This window comes from Sphingopyxis solisilvae, from assembly GCF_015475875.1.
Taxonomy (GTDB): Bacteria; Pseudomonadota; Alphaproteobacteria; order Sphingomonadales; family Sphingomonadaceae; genus Sphingopyxis; species Sphingopyxis solisilvae.
This window is the reverse complement of record NZ_JADKYM010000017.1, coordinates 58,189-74,319: the sequence shown is the minus strand read 5'-3', so window position 1 is coordinate 74,319 and position 16,131 is coordinate 58,189. Positions and strand designations below refer to the sequence as shown.

Genomic DNA, 16,131 nt, shown 5'->3' with positions numbered 1-16,131 from the left:
TGGTATAGACGGTGTAGCTCGTCACATCGGTACCGCCCCAGCCGGGGCCAAAGCCGCCCCACAGGAACGGATCGCGATAGCCATAGACATAACGGCCCCGGACCACTAACCGGTCAAGCAAGGGCCGCGCCTCCCCACGGAAGCGCGGCCCTTGTTCGTTAGGGCCGAACGTCGGATGGCGACCGGAAGTAGACATAGCAGATCCTCCCCACCCCAAAGCAGAACCGGGTCACCGATTCATCTTATCTGGCTAACCCGCTTCGCCTTTCCTATGGATCGGGAATGGCCAACGATCCCTTCCAGCGCCGCTTTGCCGCCGATGCAAGCCTGCTGCCGCACATGGCGGACCTTGCCAACGACCGGGTGCTGGTCGCGCTGCTGGCAGAGCCCGACTATCGCCATGCCAGCTTTCTCGACCAGCGACTGCTTACCGATCGCATCGGGCGCGAGTGGCTGCCGTGGGATGCACTCCCCGACCTCGGGACTGCGGCGCCGCGGCCTGATTTCATCTTTCATATCGGCCATGTCGGATCGACGCTCGTCTCCCGCCTGCTGGCTGAGGTCGGCGATGTGCTGCCGCTGCGGGAACCGATGTTGTTGCGAACGCTCGCGCAGGTCGCCGAGCGGATCGACCGTCCGGAGTCGGTCTGGTCGCCGGACCGGTACCGGACCCGAAAAAGACAGGCGCTGGGCTGGCTTGGCCGTGGCTTCGGCCCCGGCCAACGCGCCATGGTCAAGGCATCGAGCGTTATCACCGCCATCGCCGACGACCTGACCGAAGCCGATGGGCGCAATCTGTTCCTGTACGTCCCGCTCGGCCGGTACATCGCGACGATCCTGGCCGGCGAAGCATCGCTGGCCGAAACGCTCGCCCAGGCACCGGCCCGCATGGCACGGCTGGCCGCCATGCTGCCCGACCTCGATGCGGCGCTTTGGCAATTGCCCCCGGTGACGCGGGTAGCGATGAGCTGGCTGTGCGAGATGGCGACGGCACAGCGGACGCTTTCCCGTCGCGATCCACGCCACCTGTGGGTCGATTTCGAGGTGATGCTCGCCAATCCGGCATCGGCGATAGCGGCACAGGTGGCACATTTTGGTTTGACAACCGATCCCGGCCGGATCGACGCCGTAATCGCCGGACCGATCATGCGCCAATATTCCAAGGCGCCCGACCATGGCTACAGCCCCGACCTGCGCCGTCAACTTCAGGTGCAAGCCGAAGAAACCCATGCAGCGGCGATACGCGACGCCATCGCATGGGTTGAAGCGCTTGCCGCACGCTATACAAGTCTGGCCGATCTGCCGATCCACAACGACCAGGAAATCATATGTTCAAGCTAGTTCAGCTTCTCGATGACGGTGCCGTTCGCACCTTGCGCGACATTGCGGCAGGCGGCCAGTTCGTCGACGGCAAGATCAGCAATCCGCATTCCCGAGTAAAGAACAACCTTCAACTTCATGACGCCCATGCCTATGAACGATCGTCAAAGATCCTGCTCGAAGCGATGGTTCAGAACCCCGATTTCATGGAGTTCGCCTTTCCGGCACGCATCGCGCCGCCGCTGATGACCCGCTACACACCGGGGATGCATTATGGCCTGCACCCGGATGCGGCATTCATACCGCTGCCTGATGGCCAGCTGCGCACCGATGTCAGTTGTACCGTGTTTCTGAACGATCCGGCCAACTATGACGGCGGCGCGCTGCATGTCCAGCTCGGCGGCGCAGACCTGCGCTTCAAGGAAGCGCCCGGCGTCGCGATCATTTATCCATCGCACACGTTGCACGAGGTCGAACCGGTGACCCGCGGCGAACGACTGGTCGCGATCACATTTATCCAAAGTCTCATTCCCGACGTTCAGCAACGGAACATCATCTACGAACTCAACGAAGTTGCTGCTCTCGAAGGACTAAACATGGCGCCGGAAAATTATACCCGGTTACAGGCGGTGCAATATCAACTGCTCCGAATGTGGCGCCGCTGACGCTCCCTAACCCAAAACCGCTGGTCGTCGACACTCTGCCTACAGGCTAGATGGCCGCCCGCTTCCCGGGGTTCAAGCCAAGGGCAAATGTTTCACGCCGCCATGCGTGACCGGTTGCGGCCCTCGCGCTTGGCAAGATACAGCGCCTTGTCGGCGCGCTGGAGCAGGTCTTCGGCGCTGCCTTCGCCGGCAAACACCGCCAGGCCGATGCTGATCGTTACCCGCGGTACGCCGCTGGTCCTGCCGTCGGCCTCGATCGCCTTGCGCACCCTTTCGGCGACCATTTCGGCCGCCCGCGCGCTGCGCCCTTGCAGGATGCACACAAATTCCTCGCCGCCGAACCGGCCGACCAAATCCTCGTCGCGCAGCGACGTTTTGGCGCGCTGGCCGACCCGCCGGATCACCGCGTCGCCCGCGGCATGGCCGTGATTGTCGTTGATCTGCTTGAAATGGTCGATGTCGAAAATCGCGACCGCCAGCGCGGCGCCGTCGTGCCGGGCGGCGCGCAACGCTTCGTCCAGAATGGCCAGCGTATGGCGCCGGTTGGGCAGGCCGGTCAACATGTCGGTGTTGGCGACCCGTTCGGCGGCGCTGCGGGCCGATTCCAGGATCCGCGCATTTTCGACCGTCTCCGTCACGTCCTGCACCGTCCCGAAAATGCCCACCGCCTTGCCGCGGCGCCCCTTTTCGATCGACCCGTGCGATTTCACATGCCGAATTTCGCCGTCGGCGCGGCGGATGCGTCCCTGATAGACGAAGGGTTCACCCGTTCGCACCGCCTCGGCCAGAACCTTCTGCACTTCGGCGCGGTCTTCGGGCAGATATTGCGCAACGCTGTAATCGACATCGACGGGCATGCCCGGGGTCAACCCGTGGACGCGATAGGTCTGGTCGGACCAAGTGATCGTCCACGCGTTCAGGTCGACGCGCCAGTGACCGACCAGCGCCGCCGCCTCCGCCTGCAATAGCCAGCGGTTGCTCTGCTCCAACCGCTGGGCCAGGCGGCGCTGGACGACCAGCATTGCCGCCAGCGGCAACGCGACGAACAGCATCGTCACCAGATAAAATTGCAGGAACAACACCTCGATCTTCTGGCCGGCCGCAATCGCCGCGATCGGGCCGTGTCCCTGTGCGGTCAACAGCGACGCGATCGCCGCCACAATCAGCATGCCTGCCGCGGCCCCGAACGGACCCAGCCGATACGACGCGATGATGACCGCGACGCACGGCAGAAAGGTGACGGGATATTCCGATTGCGCGAACGAAACGCCGGTAATCAACGTGGCCAGCGCCATCAGCGCGACCGCCTCGACCTTCATCGCCGTTGTGACATTGCTCAGCGCGTTCGATCCGACCATCCGCGCCAGCATGACGATCGGCGGCGTGACAATCAGCATCCCCAGCGCCACCGTCGTCATCCATGACAGAAAAAAATCGGCGCTGTTGGCGGTGAGGGCCGTCGCCATGAAGGCGCTCGCCACGCTGGCGCTCAAGGCGGCGACGCAAAAGCGCCCGACTGCGCGCGGGGCCATGAACGACATTTCGGCGCCCTCGAAACGCCGGATGAGCTGCAGAGCGATGACGGCTTCAACCGCGTTGGCAACGGTATAGGCGGCGGCAACCGCTGCGCCGATCCCGGCCCCCATATTCGCGCCGATACTGGCGAGCGCCATGCCGATAAAAGCCGCCGAGCGCGCCCGTTCGGGCATCAGCAGGAGCAGCGCCAGGAAATATCCGCTCGGGGGCCAGACGGCGGCGATATTGTCCGCGCCCTTGGTCGCATAGAGCGACAGGCTGGCCAGCAGATAATAGCCCGTAGCGGTCAACAGGAACCAGAAAACCGCCTCGACTCGGGGGGACAATGACCGGGTCATGGCCTCAACTAGCCGAAAAGTGGGTAAGAAACCGCTAATTTATCGGCGGTCTTCTCCAGATGGGTCCCGCGTACCCGTCACGGTCAGGCTATGCCGCCAAAGGTCAGCCCGACGACCTCCTCGACCATCGCCTCGTCCCACTCCAGCCGTCTGTCGAGGATCAGCATCGCCAGCCCGTGGACCAGCGCCCACGCGTGCAATGCCGCGCGGTCGGGATTTTCGACCCCCGGCAAAGCCTCGCCCACTCCCGCGCGGAGCAAATTATAGGCCACTTCGCCGCCGTCGCCGCCGACATTCGCATGGCGCGCGGACATTTGCCGCGTAAAGCTCAGGCGGAACAGCGCGGGTTCGTCATGCGCAAAACGGACATAGGTGATCCCCGTCGCCTTGAACCCGTTGCGCCCGCCGCCAGCCTTCAGCCACGCCTGCGCCTGCCGCGCCCCCAGCCGCCGCAACCCCTCGTCGGCCAACGCGTCGAGCAGCGCTTCCTTGTCGGGAAAATGGCGGTAGAGCGCGGTTGCGCTGACCCCGACGTCGCGCGCCAGCGCGCGCAACCCCAGCTCGCCGCCGTCGCCGGCCTCCAGCCGCTTCAACCCAGCCGCGATCACCGCCGCGCGCAAGTCGCCGTGATGATAGGCACCCGCGGCCTTGGCCCCGTCACCTTTTATGTTGACACTGTTATCTTGGTCGATCATGTTGGCACCGTAAACATTCCGAGTCGGCGGCGCAACCCCGCCGGTGACAAGTTTGGCAACTTCCGCGCGAATGGAGGCTTTGGTGATGATCTGGGCGGCCCTTGCAGCAACATTGGCCGTCGTCGTGGCCGTCGCCCATTCGATCATCAGCGAGCGCGTCATTCTGGGGCCGCTGTTTCGCGAACCGGCGCGCGGTGTTTTGCAGGCGCCCGCGATGCGCAACATCACCCGGGCGCTGTTCCATATGCCATCGGTCGCGTGGGCGGCATTGGGCGTCGGCGTTGTCCTCAACCGCATCCAGGGCGGCCCCGACCTGATCGCCTATGTCGCGATGACCGTCTTCGCCGCCTCGGCGATCGGAAATCTTGTCGCCCTGCGCCGTCCGCACCCCGGCGGCCTGCTGTTGCTGCTGGCGACGGGAGCGACCGCGGCCGACATCATTGTGAATTGAAACAGAAAGGATCTTTGCCATGCCCAGCAACGTCGAAACCCTGATCCGCAGCGCCGTCGTCAAAGGCATCGGAAAAGTTGCCGATTTCAACCGCAAACGGCTCCCCCGCCCGACCGACGCGCATCCCTATCTGACGGGCATCCACACCCCGATGACCGAGGAACTGACGCTCGAATCGCTCCGTGTCGACGGTGAAATTCCCGCCGCGCTCACGGGGCGCTATCTGCGCAACGGCCCCAACCCGGCCGTCGCGCCCGATCCGGCGAGCTATCACTGGTTCACCGGCGCCGGGATGGTCCACGGCATCCGGATCGCCAACGGCCGCGCCGACTGGTACCGCAACCGCTGGGTCCGCGGCAGCGAAGCCTGCGCCGCGCTGGGCGAACCGCTGCCCCCGGGGCCGCGCGAAGGGCGCAACGACGCGCCGAACACCAATGTCGTCGGCCTCGCCGGCCGCACCTTCGCGATCGTCGAGGCGGGCGGCAAGCCGGTCGAGCTCGATTACGAGCTCGCCACCATCGCGCACAACCCCTTCGACGGCACGCTCGCCGGTGCCTACACCGCACACCCGCACCATGATCCGGTCACCGGCGAAACCCACGCCGTTACCTATCGCGGTGACGAACCGAGCAAGGTCTGGCACGTCGTGCTCGATCGCGATGCCCATGTCGTTCGCGAGGAGGCGGTCGCGGTCAGCGATGGACCGTCGATCCACGACTGCGCGATTACCGAAAATTATGTGCTTGTCCTCGACCTGCCGGTGACTTTTTCAATGAAGATGCTGCTCGGCGGCTACCGCTTTCCCTATGCCTGGAACGACGCTCATCCCGCCCGCGTCGGTCTGCTGCGGCGCAACGCGCCGGGCGACAGCATCATCTGGGTGCCGGTCGAACCCTGCTACGTCTTTCACCCCGCCAACGCCTATGAAACCGAGGACGGCAAGGTGATCGTCGACGTGGTGGCGCACGAAACGATGTTCGCCACATCGAAACGCGGCCCCGACAGCGAACGGTCGCGCATGGAACGCTGGACGATCGATCCGGCGGCGGGAACCACGACCCGCACGGTCATCCACGACCATCCGCAGGAATTTCCCCGCTATGACGAACGGCTGACGACGCGCCCCTATCGGTACATCTATTCGGTGGCGCTACCCGACCGGATCAGCAGCGAGATGGAGATTGCCGACACAAGGCTGTTCCGCCACGATTTGACCGAAGGCACGACCGCGGTCCGCGATTTCGGTCCCGGCCATCACCCCGGCGAGTTCGTGTTCGTCCCACGCGGCGACGACGGCGCCGAGGACGATGGCTGGCTGATCGGCCTCGTCGTGAACATGGACGACGAAACGACCGCGCTCCATATCCTGAACGCCGATGACTTCAGCGGGCCGCCGCAAGCCGTCGTTCACCTGCCGCACCGGGTGCCTCCGGGATTTCACGGCAATTGGGTGGCGGACTGACCGCCCCGCGCCGCGCCATCAACGCCTCGGTCACGCGGAGCGAGCGTTCATTGTCGACATCGATCGCGGTCGCCCCGTCGCTCACGATCAACGGGGCGATCTCGACCTTCAGCTTGCGCGAGATGCGACCGAAAATATGATGGATCGGGCCAAGTCCGAACCGGAACCGCAACAGGTTGATCAGCCCGAATGCCTGCATCACGCGCACCGGCTTCTTGACGAACTGGCCGCCGCCGCGAAACGCCTCGGCGGCCTTGAGCGCACCGCGATGCCCGATCCAGTATGCGTTGCAGTTCGACACCGCCACGTCGGAAAATTCGTAGAAACGCCGCTGCCCCTCGGGATGCACCGCGAGCACATCCTCGCGCCGCGCAAGCCCCACCCCCGCCTCGACGTCGAGCCGCCGCGCCTCGGCATCGATCTCGGCGATCGTCTCGGGCGTCAGCAGGCAATTGTCGGCGGTGGTTATCAAGAGCGGAAAGCGCGCCTCGCCCGCGGCGGCAAGCACCGAATCGGCAAGATTGTCCGCGGCGGCGGCTACGACCAGTCGCTCGCCCAGCGCCGCCACCACCGGGTCGTCGAGATCGGCCAGCAAGGCGGCGTGATGGGTCGATATGATCACGCGTTCCGCGCCGCTGGCGGCCGCGCTTTCCAACACATGTGCGATCATCGGACGGCCGGCAACGGGCACCAGGCATTTATCGACGACATCGTGCGCCGCGGCAAGCGGGTCGACCGCGCCCGGTCGCCGACCGGCCAGAATCAGGATCGAGCCCGTCATGCCGCGTCCTTGCGCGCAAAACCGACCAGCTGGCGGATCATGCTTTCGGCGACAATCGTCTCGATCAGTTCGGCCTGACTGAAACCTGCCGCGACCGCGGCACGGCCGAACACTTTTTCGGACCACAGATTACAGTTCAGATTGACTTCGAGCAGCCGGATTTCGCCGGTGGCGAAATCGACACGAAACTCGAAACGGCCATAATCGAAGGGCCGGAAAACATCGGCCATCTGCCGGGTATAGGCCAGCAACTGCTCACGCATTGCCGCGTCGTCGAACAACTTCAGGCTGTATTTCGCGCTGCGATCGACCAGATCGCGCTTTTCCTGATAGGTCCGCAAATGGGCGGGGTCGGCCTGCTCAAAGATCATCATCGGCAGCATCGCGGGTTCGCCATTGACCGTGATCACCGGCACCTCGACGTCGCTGCCGTCGATGAACGGCTCGACGAGCGCATCATGGTCGAGCGCATGAACTTCGGCGATCGCCCGCGCAACGTCGCTGCGGCTGTGCGCGTCGCGGATGCCCCACGACGCCGAGCTGTTGTTCGGCTTGATGACCCAGCGCGCGGCCGGCGGGCAACGCGCAACGTCGACGGGCGCGCCGCGGCGGAACAACGCCCAGGCCGCCGTCGGCACACCGCGCGCCGCGGCCTCCAGCTTGGTCAGATGCTTGTCGTCCGACAGCCCGCGAACGATCGGCGAGGCGCCCACATAAGGAAGGCCGAGCCGGTTGCAGAGCAGGGGCAGCAATATCTCGCTGTTGAAAAAGCCGCCGCGGTTGAGGAGCGGAAAAACAAAATCCGCCTCTGGCCGCTCGAACAGCGCCGAATAATCGTCGGCGACGAGCAAGGGGATGCCCAGACCTTCCAGTATTTCGCGCGTTTCGCGGTGATAGACGGCATGGTTGCCGTCGTCGGGATGAAGCCCGCCGGTCCATTTGGCGTGTTTGGCAATGAACATCAGCCGCTGCGTATCGCGCAGGCGGCCGGGCAACTTTGTCGGGCGCAGATCGGTAGTTCGCATCGCGCGGTTTCACCACGGTCAGGTTTCATCTCGATGACCTTTTGGTGACGAGACTGAAACGAAAAGGCCAAATCACTGTCATCTTTGACCGCTACGCTGCGACAACACCTCCCCTGGCCCATTGGATGCACGTTCCATGTTGCTCGCCCCCCAAAGCTTCGATCCACCACCGCCGCGGTCACACGCGCTGGACGCGACGCGCCTGGTATCGGCCATCATCAGCGGCGGCGACGCGCGCCTTCATCTCGACGCGCAGGGACGCAACCAATATTATGCCAGCGCGATGCCCAGCGATGCGCTGGCCTATGGCTCCTCGACGATCAGTAGCATATCGGCCCACGCATTCCTGATATTGATGGCCGATTGGCGGGGGCGTCTCGACCAACCGCTGTCCGCGTCCGCCTATGCCGATGCGCTGCAAATGCTGCGGAATCGTCTCACCGCCTGTTTCGGCCTCGATCAACTGGCGCAGGACCCGGCGATTATCTTCGCGGCGTCGGGGACCGATCTGGAATATGTCGGGCTTGCAGCGGCGCTCGACGCGCGGCCGCTGACGGCGGTGCTGCTCGGCCGCGATGAGGTCGGCAGCGGGTGCGTCCACAGCGCCGCGGGGCGCTTTTTCGCCGACCAGACCGCGACCGGCGCGCGCGTCGTGCCGCAAACCGCGATCGACCCGGCTTTTGCCGACGTCGAATTGATCGACGTCGCGGTGCGCGACGAAAACGGGCTGCCGCGCAGTTCGGCGGCGGTGGCCTCCGAGTTGTCGCGGCACATCGATCGCGCGGCTGCGGGCGGTCGTCACGCGGTCGTTCACGTCGTGCATGGCTCGAAATCGGGCCTGACCCTGCCCGGGCTGGACGATGTCGAAGCGATGGCGGCGCGGTTCGGCGGGAACGCCACCATCGTCGTCGATGCGTGCCAACTGCGGATCACCCCCGGCGTTATCCGCCGCTATCTCGATATCGGCTGCATCGTCCTGATGACCGGCTCGAAATTTGCCGGCGGACCGCCGTTCAGCGGCTTCGCGCTCGTCCCGGCCGCCGTTCAGCGCCGCGCCCGAGTGCTCCCGACGGGCTTTCGCCGTCTCGCGGCGCGGGCCGAATGGCCGACCGGCTGGCCCGGCGCGGATGGCTTGCATGACCTGTCCAATCCGGGGTTGCTCCTGCGTCTGCAGGCCGCCCTCATCGAAATCGAACGCTTCGGCGCGCTGCCCACGGACTGCGTCACGAATGTGATCGCCCGCTTCAACCACCACGCCACGCACCTGGTAAAACGGCTGGGACTCGGCGAAGTACCCGGCGTCGGCGGCTCATCATGCCTTGCGAGCGAAACGCTGCGCACCGTCGACCTGTCGGCGCGGTGGCCCGACTGCGATTTCGACGCTGCCAAGCGGATGCACGCGGACATCGCGCGCCATTCGCGCGAGCGGCTCGGGCGCGAGGTGCGGCTGGGCCAACCGGTGAAGTCACACAGGCTGGCCGACGGCCGGACGGCAGGCACGTTGCGACTGTCGCTGTCGATGCCGATGATCGCCGAACTGGCGGAACTGCCCCCCGTCGCGCTCGACGAGCGCCTGGAGGGCGACATGGCGGTTGTCGGCGCAGCAATTGTATCGGCAGCCGACACCTGCCTCGCCAGCGCCGAACTCGTACCGTCGGCATGATGGCGCGATAACGAACGGGCGACGGAATCCGCCGCCCGGATCGCCCGAAAATTCATCCAGTCGTCTCGCGACCACGACTCGTCGCGGAAAACTGCCCTTTCCGGCAGCGCTTTTCCGCCACGGCTCGTTTCCTGTTCACTATGATGAAGAATATCGCTCTCCCCCGCCCCGCCTCGAGCGCGATTGCCGCGTTCCTGGTCCTGTCCACCCCCGCCGCTTTCGCGCAGGAAGCGCCGACGATCACAATGACGCCGCCCGTTGCGGCGCCGACCACCCCGGCCCCGACGCCGGAAACCCCGCCGACCGTCGCTGAACCGGTGACGCCGGCCCCGGTCATGGCGCCGCAGACCGCAACGCCCGCCCCCGCGCCGGTGATCCGCGTTCCCCTCGACCTGCCGCAAGCCGAAACCACGGCGGCGCCATCGGCGGCTGAACGCGCCGAAACGGCGCCGCCCGTCGCCCGGACTGCCCGCGCGCCGTCGCGCCCTGCTACCACGGCGCCCGCAGCAACAGCCTCGACGCCGGTCGTCGCGCCCGACGAGGCGACCGATGCGGCCTCGGCGATGGAAATCGCGCCCGTCGCGGCTGATACCGTCGTGCCGACCACCGACGTGGTGGCCGATGCCTCTCCGGTGCCCGCCGAAGCTGCGGCCACGACCGGTGACTTTCCTTGGGAAATCGTCGGCGGTATCGCCGCACTGCTCGGCCTCGGTGGCGCGGGCCTGATGATGGCACGCCGTCGCCGGTCGCACCCGGTTGAGAACTATGCAGCAGTCGATCGCCCGGAAACGGCCGCCACCCGGGTCGATACCAGCGGCAATGCCGATGTGACGCCCGCCTTCACGGCACCCGCCCCGGCGCCGATCTCATCGCGCAGCACGCCCGCCTTCGCGGCGGCACCGCACGGCAGCATGGGCCGCCATGAGGCGATGGCGATCGCCGGACCGACCGCCGACAACCCGTTCCTCACCCTCTCGAAGCGGCTGAAGCGCGCGCGCTTTTATGACCGCCAGGAACGGCTCGCCTATGACGCGGCGCTTGCGAAGACCCCGGACAACAGCCGCAAGCCGGTCAGCGCTTGGGAAATCGCCCAGCGCGCCGAACCCGCCGCGCCGCAGCAGCAGGTGTATCGACCCGAACCGGGTCGTACCCGCCCCGCCCCGGCATTTCGTCCCGGCTATTCGCGGAGCTGATCCGGCGATCGTCGCGCGATAAATGCGCGCACAAAAAAGGGCGGTACCAAGCGGCACCGCCCTTTCTTTGTCGGATCCGGCAACGGGTGCCGGACACCAAAGTATATTACTTCAGTTCGACGGTCGCGCCGGCGCCTTCGAGCTTCTTCTTCAGCTCTTCGGCTTCCGCCTTGTTCACGCCTTCCTTGATCGCCTTCGGAGCGCTTTCGACCAGCGCCTTGGCTTCGCCAAGACCCAGGCCGGTGATCGCGCGGACTTCCTTGATCACGTTGATCTTGTTGCCGCCGTCACCGGTCAGGATGACGTCGAACTCGTCCTTTTCTTCAGCGGCGGGTGCAGCGGCGCCCGCGCCACCCGGAGCGGCAACCGCAACGGCAGCAGCGGCCGAAACGCCCCACTTTTCTTCGAGCAGCTTCGAAAGCTCGGCAGCTTCCAGAACGGTCAGCGCCGACAGGTCTTCAACGATCTTTGCGAGATCAGCCATGTTCATTCTCCATCAGAACCGGGATATCCCGGCAGTAAGTTTCAGTTCAGTTCGAAATTCACGCTGCTTCTTTGGCGGCATATGCGCCAAAAACCCGCGCCAGCTGGCCCGCCGGGGCTGCGGCAATCTGCGCAACCTTGGTGGCCGGAGCCTGCACCAGACCGATGATCTTGGCGCGCAGCTCGTCGAGCGAGGGAAGCGAAGCCAGCGCTTTGACGCCATCCACGTCGAGCACCACGTCGCCCATGCCGCCGCCAACAATTTCAAGCTTGTCGTTGGTCTTGGCAAATTCCACCGCGATTTTCGCCGCCGCGACCGGATCGGTCGAGGTGGCAAGCGCGGTGGGGCCGGTCAGCAGTTCGCCGATCCCGCCATAGGACGTGCCGTCGAGCGCGATTTTGGCAAGACGGTTCTTCGTGACGCGAAAGTCGGCTCCTGCATCGCGCATCTGCTGGCGCAGAACCGTCGACTGGGCGACGGTCATGCCGAGGTTGCGGACGACCACAACCGAAGCGGCATTTGCCAGCGTAGCGTTCAGCGAGGATACGGCTTCGGCCTTTTCCGTACGATCCATGCCTATACTCCACTCTGTGCCCGGATGGTCCACGCGTCGAAACACGCGGAGCCGCCGGGCGGCTAACACACGCAAATGCCGATGCGAGCCTAGGCTCGCCAGCAATTGCGCAACGATGTCCGAAGGGGTCGGTCAAGACGCGTCGCCTGAACATGCAGGCGGGCGACCGATAAAGACTGTTCCCCGTCTCGGCTGGAAATTAAGCAGGGCATATTCCCTGCACCAACTGTCTCGGACGGAATCGCCGCAAGCGAACTCGCGACAACACGGGGGCGCTCATAACGCCCGGCAATGCAAAGTCAAGTCGCGGCGCCCCGCGTCAGGTCGGAAACCGTCAGCTCGCCACCGCGTTGCGACGCGCGTAGAGGAAATAGACCCCCAGCCCGGCGACGTTCCACACCAGAAACCACAGCTGCGTCTGCACCGGCAGGCTGAAGAACAGATAGATGCAGCCGACGATCGCGCCGAGCCCGATTACCCACGGCATCGGCGCGCGGAAGGTGCGCGGGGCGTCGGGGGCGCGGACGCGCATGATCAGCATACAGATCGACACCGCGGTGAACGCCGCGAGCGTGCCGGCATTGGCGAGCGCGGCCAGTTCGCCGAGCGGGATGAAGCCCGCGAGCACCGCGACGACGAGCGCGGTGAAGATGGTGATGCGCACCGGGGTGCCGCGCGACGACAGGGTCGCGAGGCTGGCGGGCAACAACCCGTCGCGCGCCATGGTGAAGAAGATGCGGCTCTGGCCATAGAAGAAGGCGAGGATCACCGTGGGCAGCGCGATGATCGCCGACACCGCGAGATATTGCGCCGCGAGCGGGCTGCCGAGTTCGCGCAGGATCAGCGCCAGCGGTTCGGGGCTGTTGGCGAAACGGGTGTAGGCGATCGCGCCGACCGCGGCGACCGCGACGGCGATATAGATGACGACGCAGACGAACATCGATCCGACAATGCCGATCTTGAGATCGCGGTCCGGGTTCTTTGTTTCTTCCGCCGCCGTCGCGATGGCGTCGAAGCCATAGAAGGCGAAAAAGATGATCGCTGCGGCGGCCATGACGCCGCGCTCGACGCCGTCCGGCCCCATATGTTTAGGAAAGCCATAGGGGCTGAAGGGTTCGAGATTGGCGGCGTTGAACGCGGGGAGCGCGACCGCGACAAAAATCACCAGCGCCAACACTTTCACCACCACCAGAATCGCGTTGAGCGTCGCGCTCTCACGCGTGCCGACAAGCAGCAGTCCGGCCACGACCGCGATGATCGCAATCGCGGGCAGGTTGACGATGCCGTCGAGTTCCGGCCCCTGCATCAGCGCCATCGGAACGCCCGCCCATGCCTCCAGCAAGGGCGCGGCATAACCCGACCAGCCGACCGCGACCGCGCTCACCACCAGCGAATATTCGAGGATCAGGCTCCACCCGACGACCCACGCGATGATCTCGCCGATCACGACATAGCTATAGGTATAGGCGCTGCCCGACGCCGGGATCATCGTCGCCATTTCGGCATAGGCGAGCGCGGCGCAGGCGCAGATCAGCCCGGCAACGGCAAAAGACAGGATGACCGCGGGACCGGCCTTGTCGGCGCCAACGCCGATCAGGGTGAGGATACCGGTGCCGACGATCGCCCCGACGCCGAGCGCGATCAGGTGCGGCCAACCGAGCGTGCGCGCCAGGCCGTGGCCTTCCTGCTGCTGTGGAACGATGGATTTGCGGCGCAGCAAACTGTCGGACATGCGGACCCCTCTCCTAAAGGAAAAATTTTTCCTGCCTTTTAGACCGGTGTGGCACCAGCGCAAGATGCGGCGTCCGAATTGATTTGGCGGGCGCCTGCGATGCGGCAGCCGGGTGCTCCCATGATCTTCGCAGAGTGCCCGCTAGCGAGCATCGCGAACGATCCAGCGCGCTCGCAAGGCGAGCAACGCGGCCATGGCAACGGCGAAGCCATAAGCCAGCAGCGGCGACCAGATGACCGCGCGCGCGCCAAGCAATGCGCCACCGGCGAGCGCCGCCCAAAGGCCGAGGTGGTGCAGCCAGCGGCGATCACCCTCACCGCGCAAGGCATTGGCTATCTTTTGCCCCATCTGGACCAGCGTCCCGGTCATATAGGTGACTCCGATCACCGATCCGTCGCGCCCCGCAACAGCAGCATTCGCGACCCCCATCGCCAGCGCGAGCGACAGGACCGCGCTCCACCCCTCGCCGTCCAGCCGCAGTAGCGTGGCGATTCCCAGCAAGATGGTGACGCCGGAGAGTACCGCTGGTGTACGCCGCCGCCCGGCCTGCGCGCCGACCAGCGAACCCGCGACCACGCCCGTGACAAACACCGCGATGATGATCGCAGCCAACAGCGCGGCATGCTGCGCCTCGGCCAGCCCGACCGCGAGCCGGGTCGAATTGCCGGTCATGAACGAGACAAAAAAGCCCGCCGATTCGACAAAGCCGATCGCGTCGACAAACCCGGCGAGGATGGCGACCCCGACGGCAAGCAGTTGGTGCGAGGGGTCGAAGCGGATCATGCGATCAGAGCAGCTGTTCGATGGCTTCGGCGAGCTTGGCGTCGCGCTCCGACAGACCGTGGGCGTCGTGCGTCGTCAGCAAGATGTCGACGCGGTTATAGACGTTCGACCATTCGGGGTGATGCTCCATTTTTTCGGCGATGATCGCGACGCTGGCCATGAAACCGAACGCCTGCGCGAAGTCGTCGAAGGTGAAGCGGCGGGTGATCGCGTCGCGCGTCGGTTCATGCGCCCACTCGGGGAAACGCGCGAGCAAGGCGGTGCGGGCGTCGTCGTCGAGTTTCTGGACCATGAATTTTCTCCCGCTGGTAAAGGCCGTGCCGCCGCCATAAGGAAGGGCGTGATGAGCGACAAGAGCAGCCTGCCACCCGGATGGACCGGAACCGCCCCCGATGCCGACGCGATGTTCGCGATGGCCGAGGTCGCGCTGGCGACGATGCCCGCGGTGTTCCTGCCGCATATTCAGGGCGTGTTGATCGCGATCGAAGAATTTGCCGACGACGAAGTGCTGAAATCACTCGACATCGAGCATCCCTATGACCTGACCGGTCTGTACGAAGGGCGCCCGCTGACCGAGCGCAGCGTCAGTGAAAGCGGCGGGATGCCCGACCGGGTGACGCTGTACCGCATTCCCATTTTGGTCGAATGGATCGAGACGGGCGAGCGGCTCGACCGGCTGGTGCGGCATGTGCTGATCCACGAGATCGGACATCATTTTGGTTTTTCGGATGATGATATGCACGCGCTGGAAGATATGGCGTGAGCGAGCTGCTGCGGCTGGACAAAGTGGCGTGCATTCGCGGCGACCGGCTGTTGTTCGAGGATCTGTCGCTGGCACTGGCACCCGGTGAGGCGCTTTGGCTGCGCGGCCCCAATGGCACGGGCAAGTCGAGCCTGATCCGTTTGGCAGCGGGGCTGCTGCGCGCCGCGGCGGGGACGGTCGAACGCCGCGGGCGCTGTGCGCTGATCGACGAAGCATTGGCGCTCGACGCCGAACTGCCGCTGCGCCGCGCGCTCGATTTTTGGGCGCGGGTCGATACCGTCGATGGCCACGCCGTCGACCGCGCGATGGCGGCGATGGCGCTGGCGCCGCTGAGCGACGTGCCGGTCGCGATGCTGTCGACCGGGCAGCGCAAGCGCGCCGCGATGGTCCGCGTGATCGCGAGCGGGGCGCCGATCTGGCTGCTCGACGAGCCCGCGAACGGGATGGACGATGCGGCGCAAGGCCGACTGGTCGCGGCGATTGCGGCGCACCGGGCGAATGGCGGGGCGGTGTTGCTGGCGTCGCATTTTGCGCTGGCGGTTCCCGATCTGGCGGAGCTGGACATGGGGGCTTTGGCGTGATGCTCTTTCCCTTCGTCATTGCGAGCGCAGCGAAGCAATCCAGAGCGGTTTACGCCACTCTGGATTGCTTCGCTGATCGGAAGAG

General features: G+C 65.4%; 17 protein-coding genes. 8 read left to right on the top strand and 9 right to left on the bottom strand.

Going from position 1 to position 16,131, the window contains the following annotated elements; all coding sequences use genetic code 11:
- Positions 1 to 282: 282 nt before the first annotated feature.
- Together IR187_RS12510 and IR187_RS12505 are read left to right on the top strand one after the other, a co-directional pair.
- The gene (locus IR187_RS12510; protein ID WP_194954944.1) at positions 283 to 1,341 is read left to right on the top strand and encodes a hypothetical protein; all 1,059 of its coding nucleotides are present in this window, start codon (positions 283 to 285) and stop codon (positions 1,339 to 1,341) included.
- On the top strand, positions 1,329 to 1,985 hold the full coding sequence (locus IR187_RS12505) for a Fe2+-dependent dioxygenase (RefSeq protein ID WP_194954943.1): 657 nt from the start codon (positions 1,329 to 1,331) through the stop codon (positions 1,983 to 1,985). Before IR187_RS12510 ends, IR187_RS12505 begins: the two co-directional genes overlap by 13 nt.
- 92 nt (positions 1,986 to 2,077) lie before the next feature.
- On the opposite strand, the gene IR187_RS12500 is transcribed toward IR187_RS12505, so the two are convergent.
- Both IR187_RS12500 and IR187_RS12495 read right to left on the bottom strand, forming a co-directional pair.
- A complete protein-coding gene (locus tag IR187_RS12500; RefSeq protein ID WP_228765905.1) occupies positions 2,078 to 3,811 on the bottom strand; it encodes a sensor domain-containing diguanylate cyclase in 1,734 nt (577 codons plus the stop codon).
- Positions 3,812 to 3,942: 131 nt separating this feature from the next.
- Positions 3,943 to 4,554, bottom strand: a complete 612-nt coding sequence (locus tag IR187_RS12495) for a TetR/AcrR family transcriptional regulator (RefSeq protein ID WP_194954941.1) — start codon at positions 4,552 to 4,554, stop codon at positions 3,943 to 3,945.
- An 85-nt stretch (positions 4,555 to 4,639) separates the two neighbouring features.
- Here IR187_RS12495 and IR187_RS12490 point away from each other — a divergent pair, with 85 nt between their 5' ends.
- Together IR187_RS12490 and IR187_RS12485 are read left to right on the top strand one after the other, a co-directional pair.
- A complete protein-coding gene (locus IR187_RS12490) occupies positions 4,640 to 5,005 on the top strand; it encodes a hypothetical protein (protein WP_194954940.1) in 366 nt (121 codons plus the stop codon).
- Between the two features lie 19 nt (positions 5,006 to 5,024).
- On the top strand, positions 5,025 to 6,467 hold the full coding sequence (locus IR187_RS12485; protein ID WP_194954939.1) for an 8'-apo-carotenoid 13,14-cleaving dioxygenase: 1,443 nt from the start codon (positions 5,025 to 5,027) through the stop codon (positions 6,465 to 6,467).
- Here IR187_RS12485 and IR187_RS12480 read toward each other — a convergent pair.
- Entirely contained in the window at positions 6,388 to 7,248 is an 861-nt protein-coding gene (locus IR187_RS12480) for an NTP transferase domain-containing protein (RefSeq protein WP_194954938.1), read from the bottom strand. The genes IR187_RS12485 and IR187_RS12480 overlap by 80 nt on opposite strands.
- A complete protein-coding gene (locus tag IR187_RS12475; RefSeq protein WP_194954937.1) occupies positions 7,245 to 8,273 on the bottom strand; it encodes a D-alanine--D-alanine ligase family protein in 1,029 nt (342 codons plus the stop codon). The genes IR187_RS12480 and IR187_RS12475 overlap by 4 nt, the downstream gene beginning before the upstream one ends.
- A gap of 136 nt (positions 8,274 to 8,409) precedes the next feature.
- Between IR187_RS12475 and IR187_RS12470 the strand changes: the two genes are divergently transcribed.
- Together IR187_RS12470 and IR187_RS12465 are read left to right on the top strand one after the other, a co-directional pair.
- Positions 8,410 to 9,936 carry a hypothetical protein gene (locus IR187_RS12470; protein ID WP_194954936.1) on the top strand — a complete coding sequence of 509 codons (1,527 nt, stop codon included), beginning with the start codon at positions 8,410 to 8,412 and terminating at the stop codon, positions 9,934 to 9,936.
- A gap of 140 nt (positions 9,937 to 10,076) precedes the next feature.
- Entirely contained in the window at positions 10,077 to 11,129 is a 1,053-nt protein-coding gene (locus IR187_RS12465; RefSeq protein WP_194954935.1) for a hypothetical protein, read from the top strand.
- 106 nt (positions 11,130 to 11,235) lie between these two features.
- Here the strand turns inward: IR187_RS12465 and rplL are convergent, their stop codons facing one another.
- The 5 genes from rplL to IR187_RS12440 form a co-directional block, all read right to left on the bottom strand.
- Complete coding sequence (rplL, locus tag IR187_RS12460) at positions 11,236 to 11,613, bottom strand: 50S ribosomal protein L7/L12 (protein ID WP_194954934.1); 378 nt, start codon at positions 11,611 to 11,613, stop codon at positions 11,236 to 11,238.
- Positions 11,614 to 11,671: 58 nt separating this feature from the next.
- Positions 11,672 to 12,187, bottom strand: a complete 516-nt coding sequence (gene rplJ / locus IR187_RS12455) for a 50S ribosomal protein L10 (RefSeq protein WP_194954933.1) — start codon at positions 12,185 to 12,187, stop codon at positions 11,672 to 11,674.
- 334 nt (positions 12,188 to 12,521) lie between these two features.
- Complete coding sequence (locus tag IR187_RS12450) at positions 12,522 to 13,919, bottom strand: amino acid permease (protein WP_194954932.1); 1,398 nt, start codon at positions 13,917 to 13,919, stop codon at positions 12,522 to 12,524.
- Between the two features lie 141 nt (positions 13,920 to 14,060).
- On the bottom strand, positions 14,061 to 14,702 hold the full coding sequence (locus tag IR187_RS12445; RefSeq protein WP_194954931.1) for a YoaK family protein: 642 nt from the start codon (positions 14,700 to 14,702) through the stop codon (positions 14,061 to 14,063).
- A gap of 4 nt (positions 14,703 to 14,706) precedes the next feature.
- Positions 14,707 to 14,994 (bottom strand): 4a-hydroxytetrahydrobiopterin dehydratase, encoded by a 288-nt coding sequence (locus IR187_RS12440; RefSeq protein WP_194954930.1) that lies wholly within the window; start codon positions 14,992 to 14,994, stop codon positions 14,707 to 14,709.
- A 51-nt stretch (positions 14,995 to 15,045) separates the two neighbouring features.
- Between IR187_RS12440 and IR187_RS12435 the strand changes: the two genes are divergently transcribed.
- Positions 15,046 to 15,465, top strand: a complete 420-nt coding sequence (locus IR187_RS12435) for a metallopeptidase family protein (protein WP_194954929.1) — start codon at positions 15,046 to 15,048, stop codon at positions 15,463 to 15,465.
- Positions 15,462 to 16,046, top strand: a complete 585-nt coding sequence (ccmA, locus tag IR187_RS12430; protein WP_194954928.1) for a heme ABC exporter ATP-binding protein CcmA — start codon at positions 15,462 to 15,464, stop codon at positions 16,044 to 16,046. The genes IR187_RS12435 and ccmA overlap by 4 nt, the downstream gene beginning before the upstream one ends.
- Positions 16,047 to 16,131 lie beyond the last annotated feature (85 nt).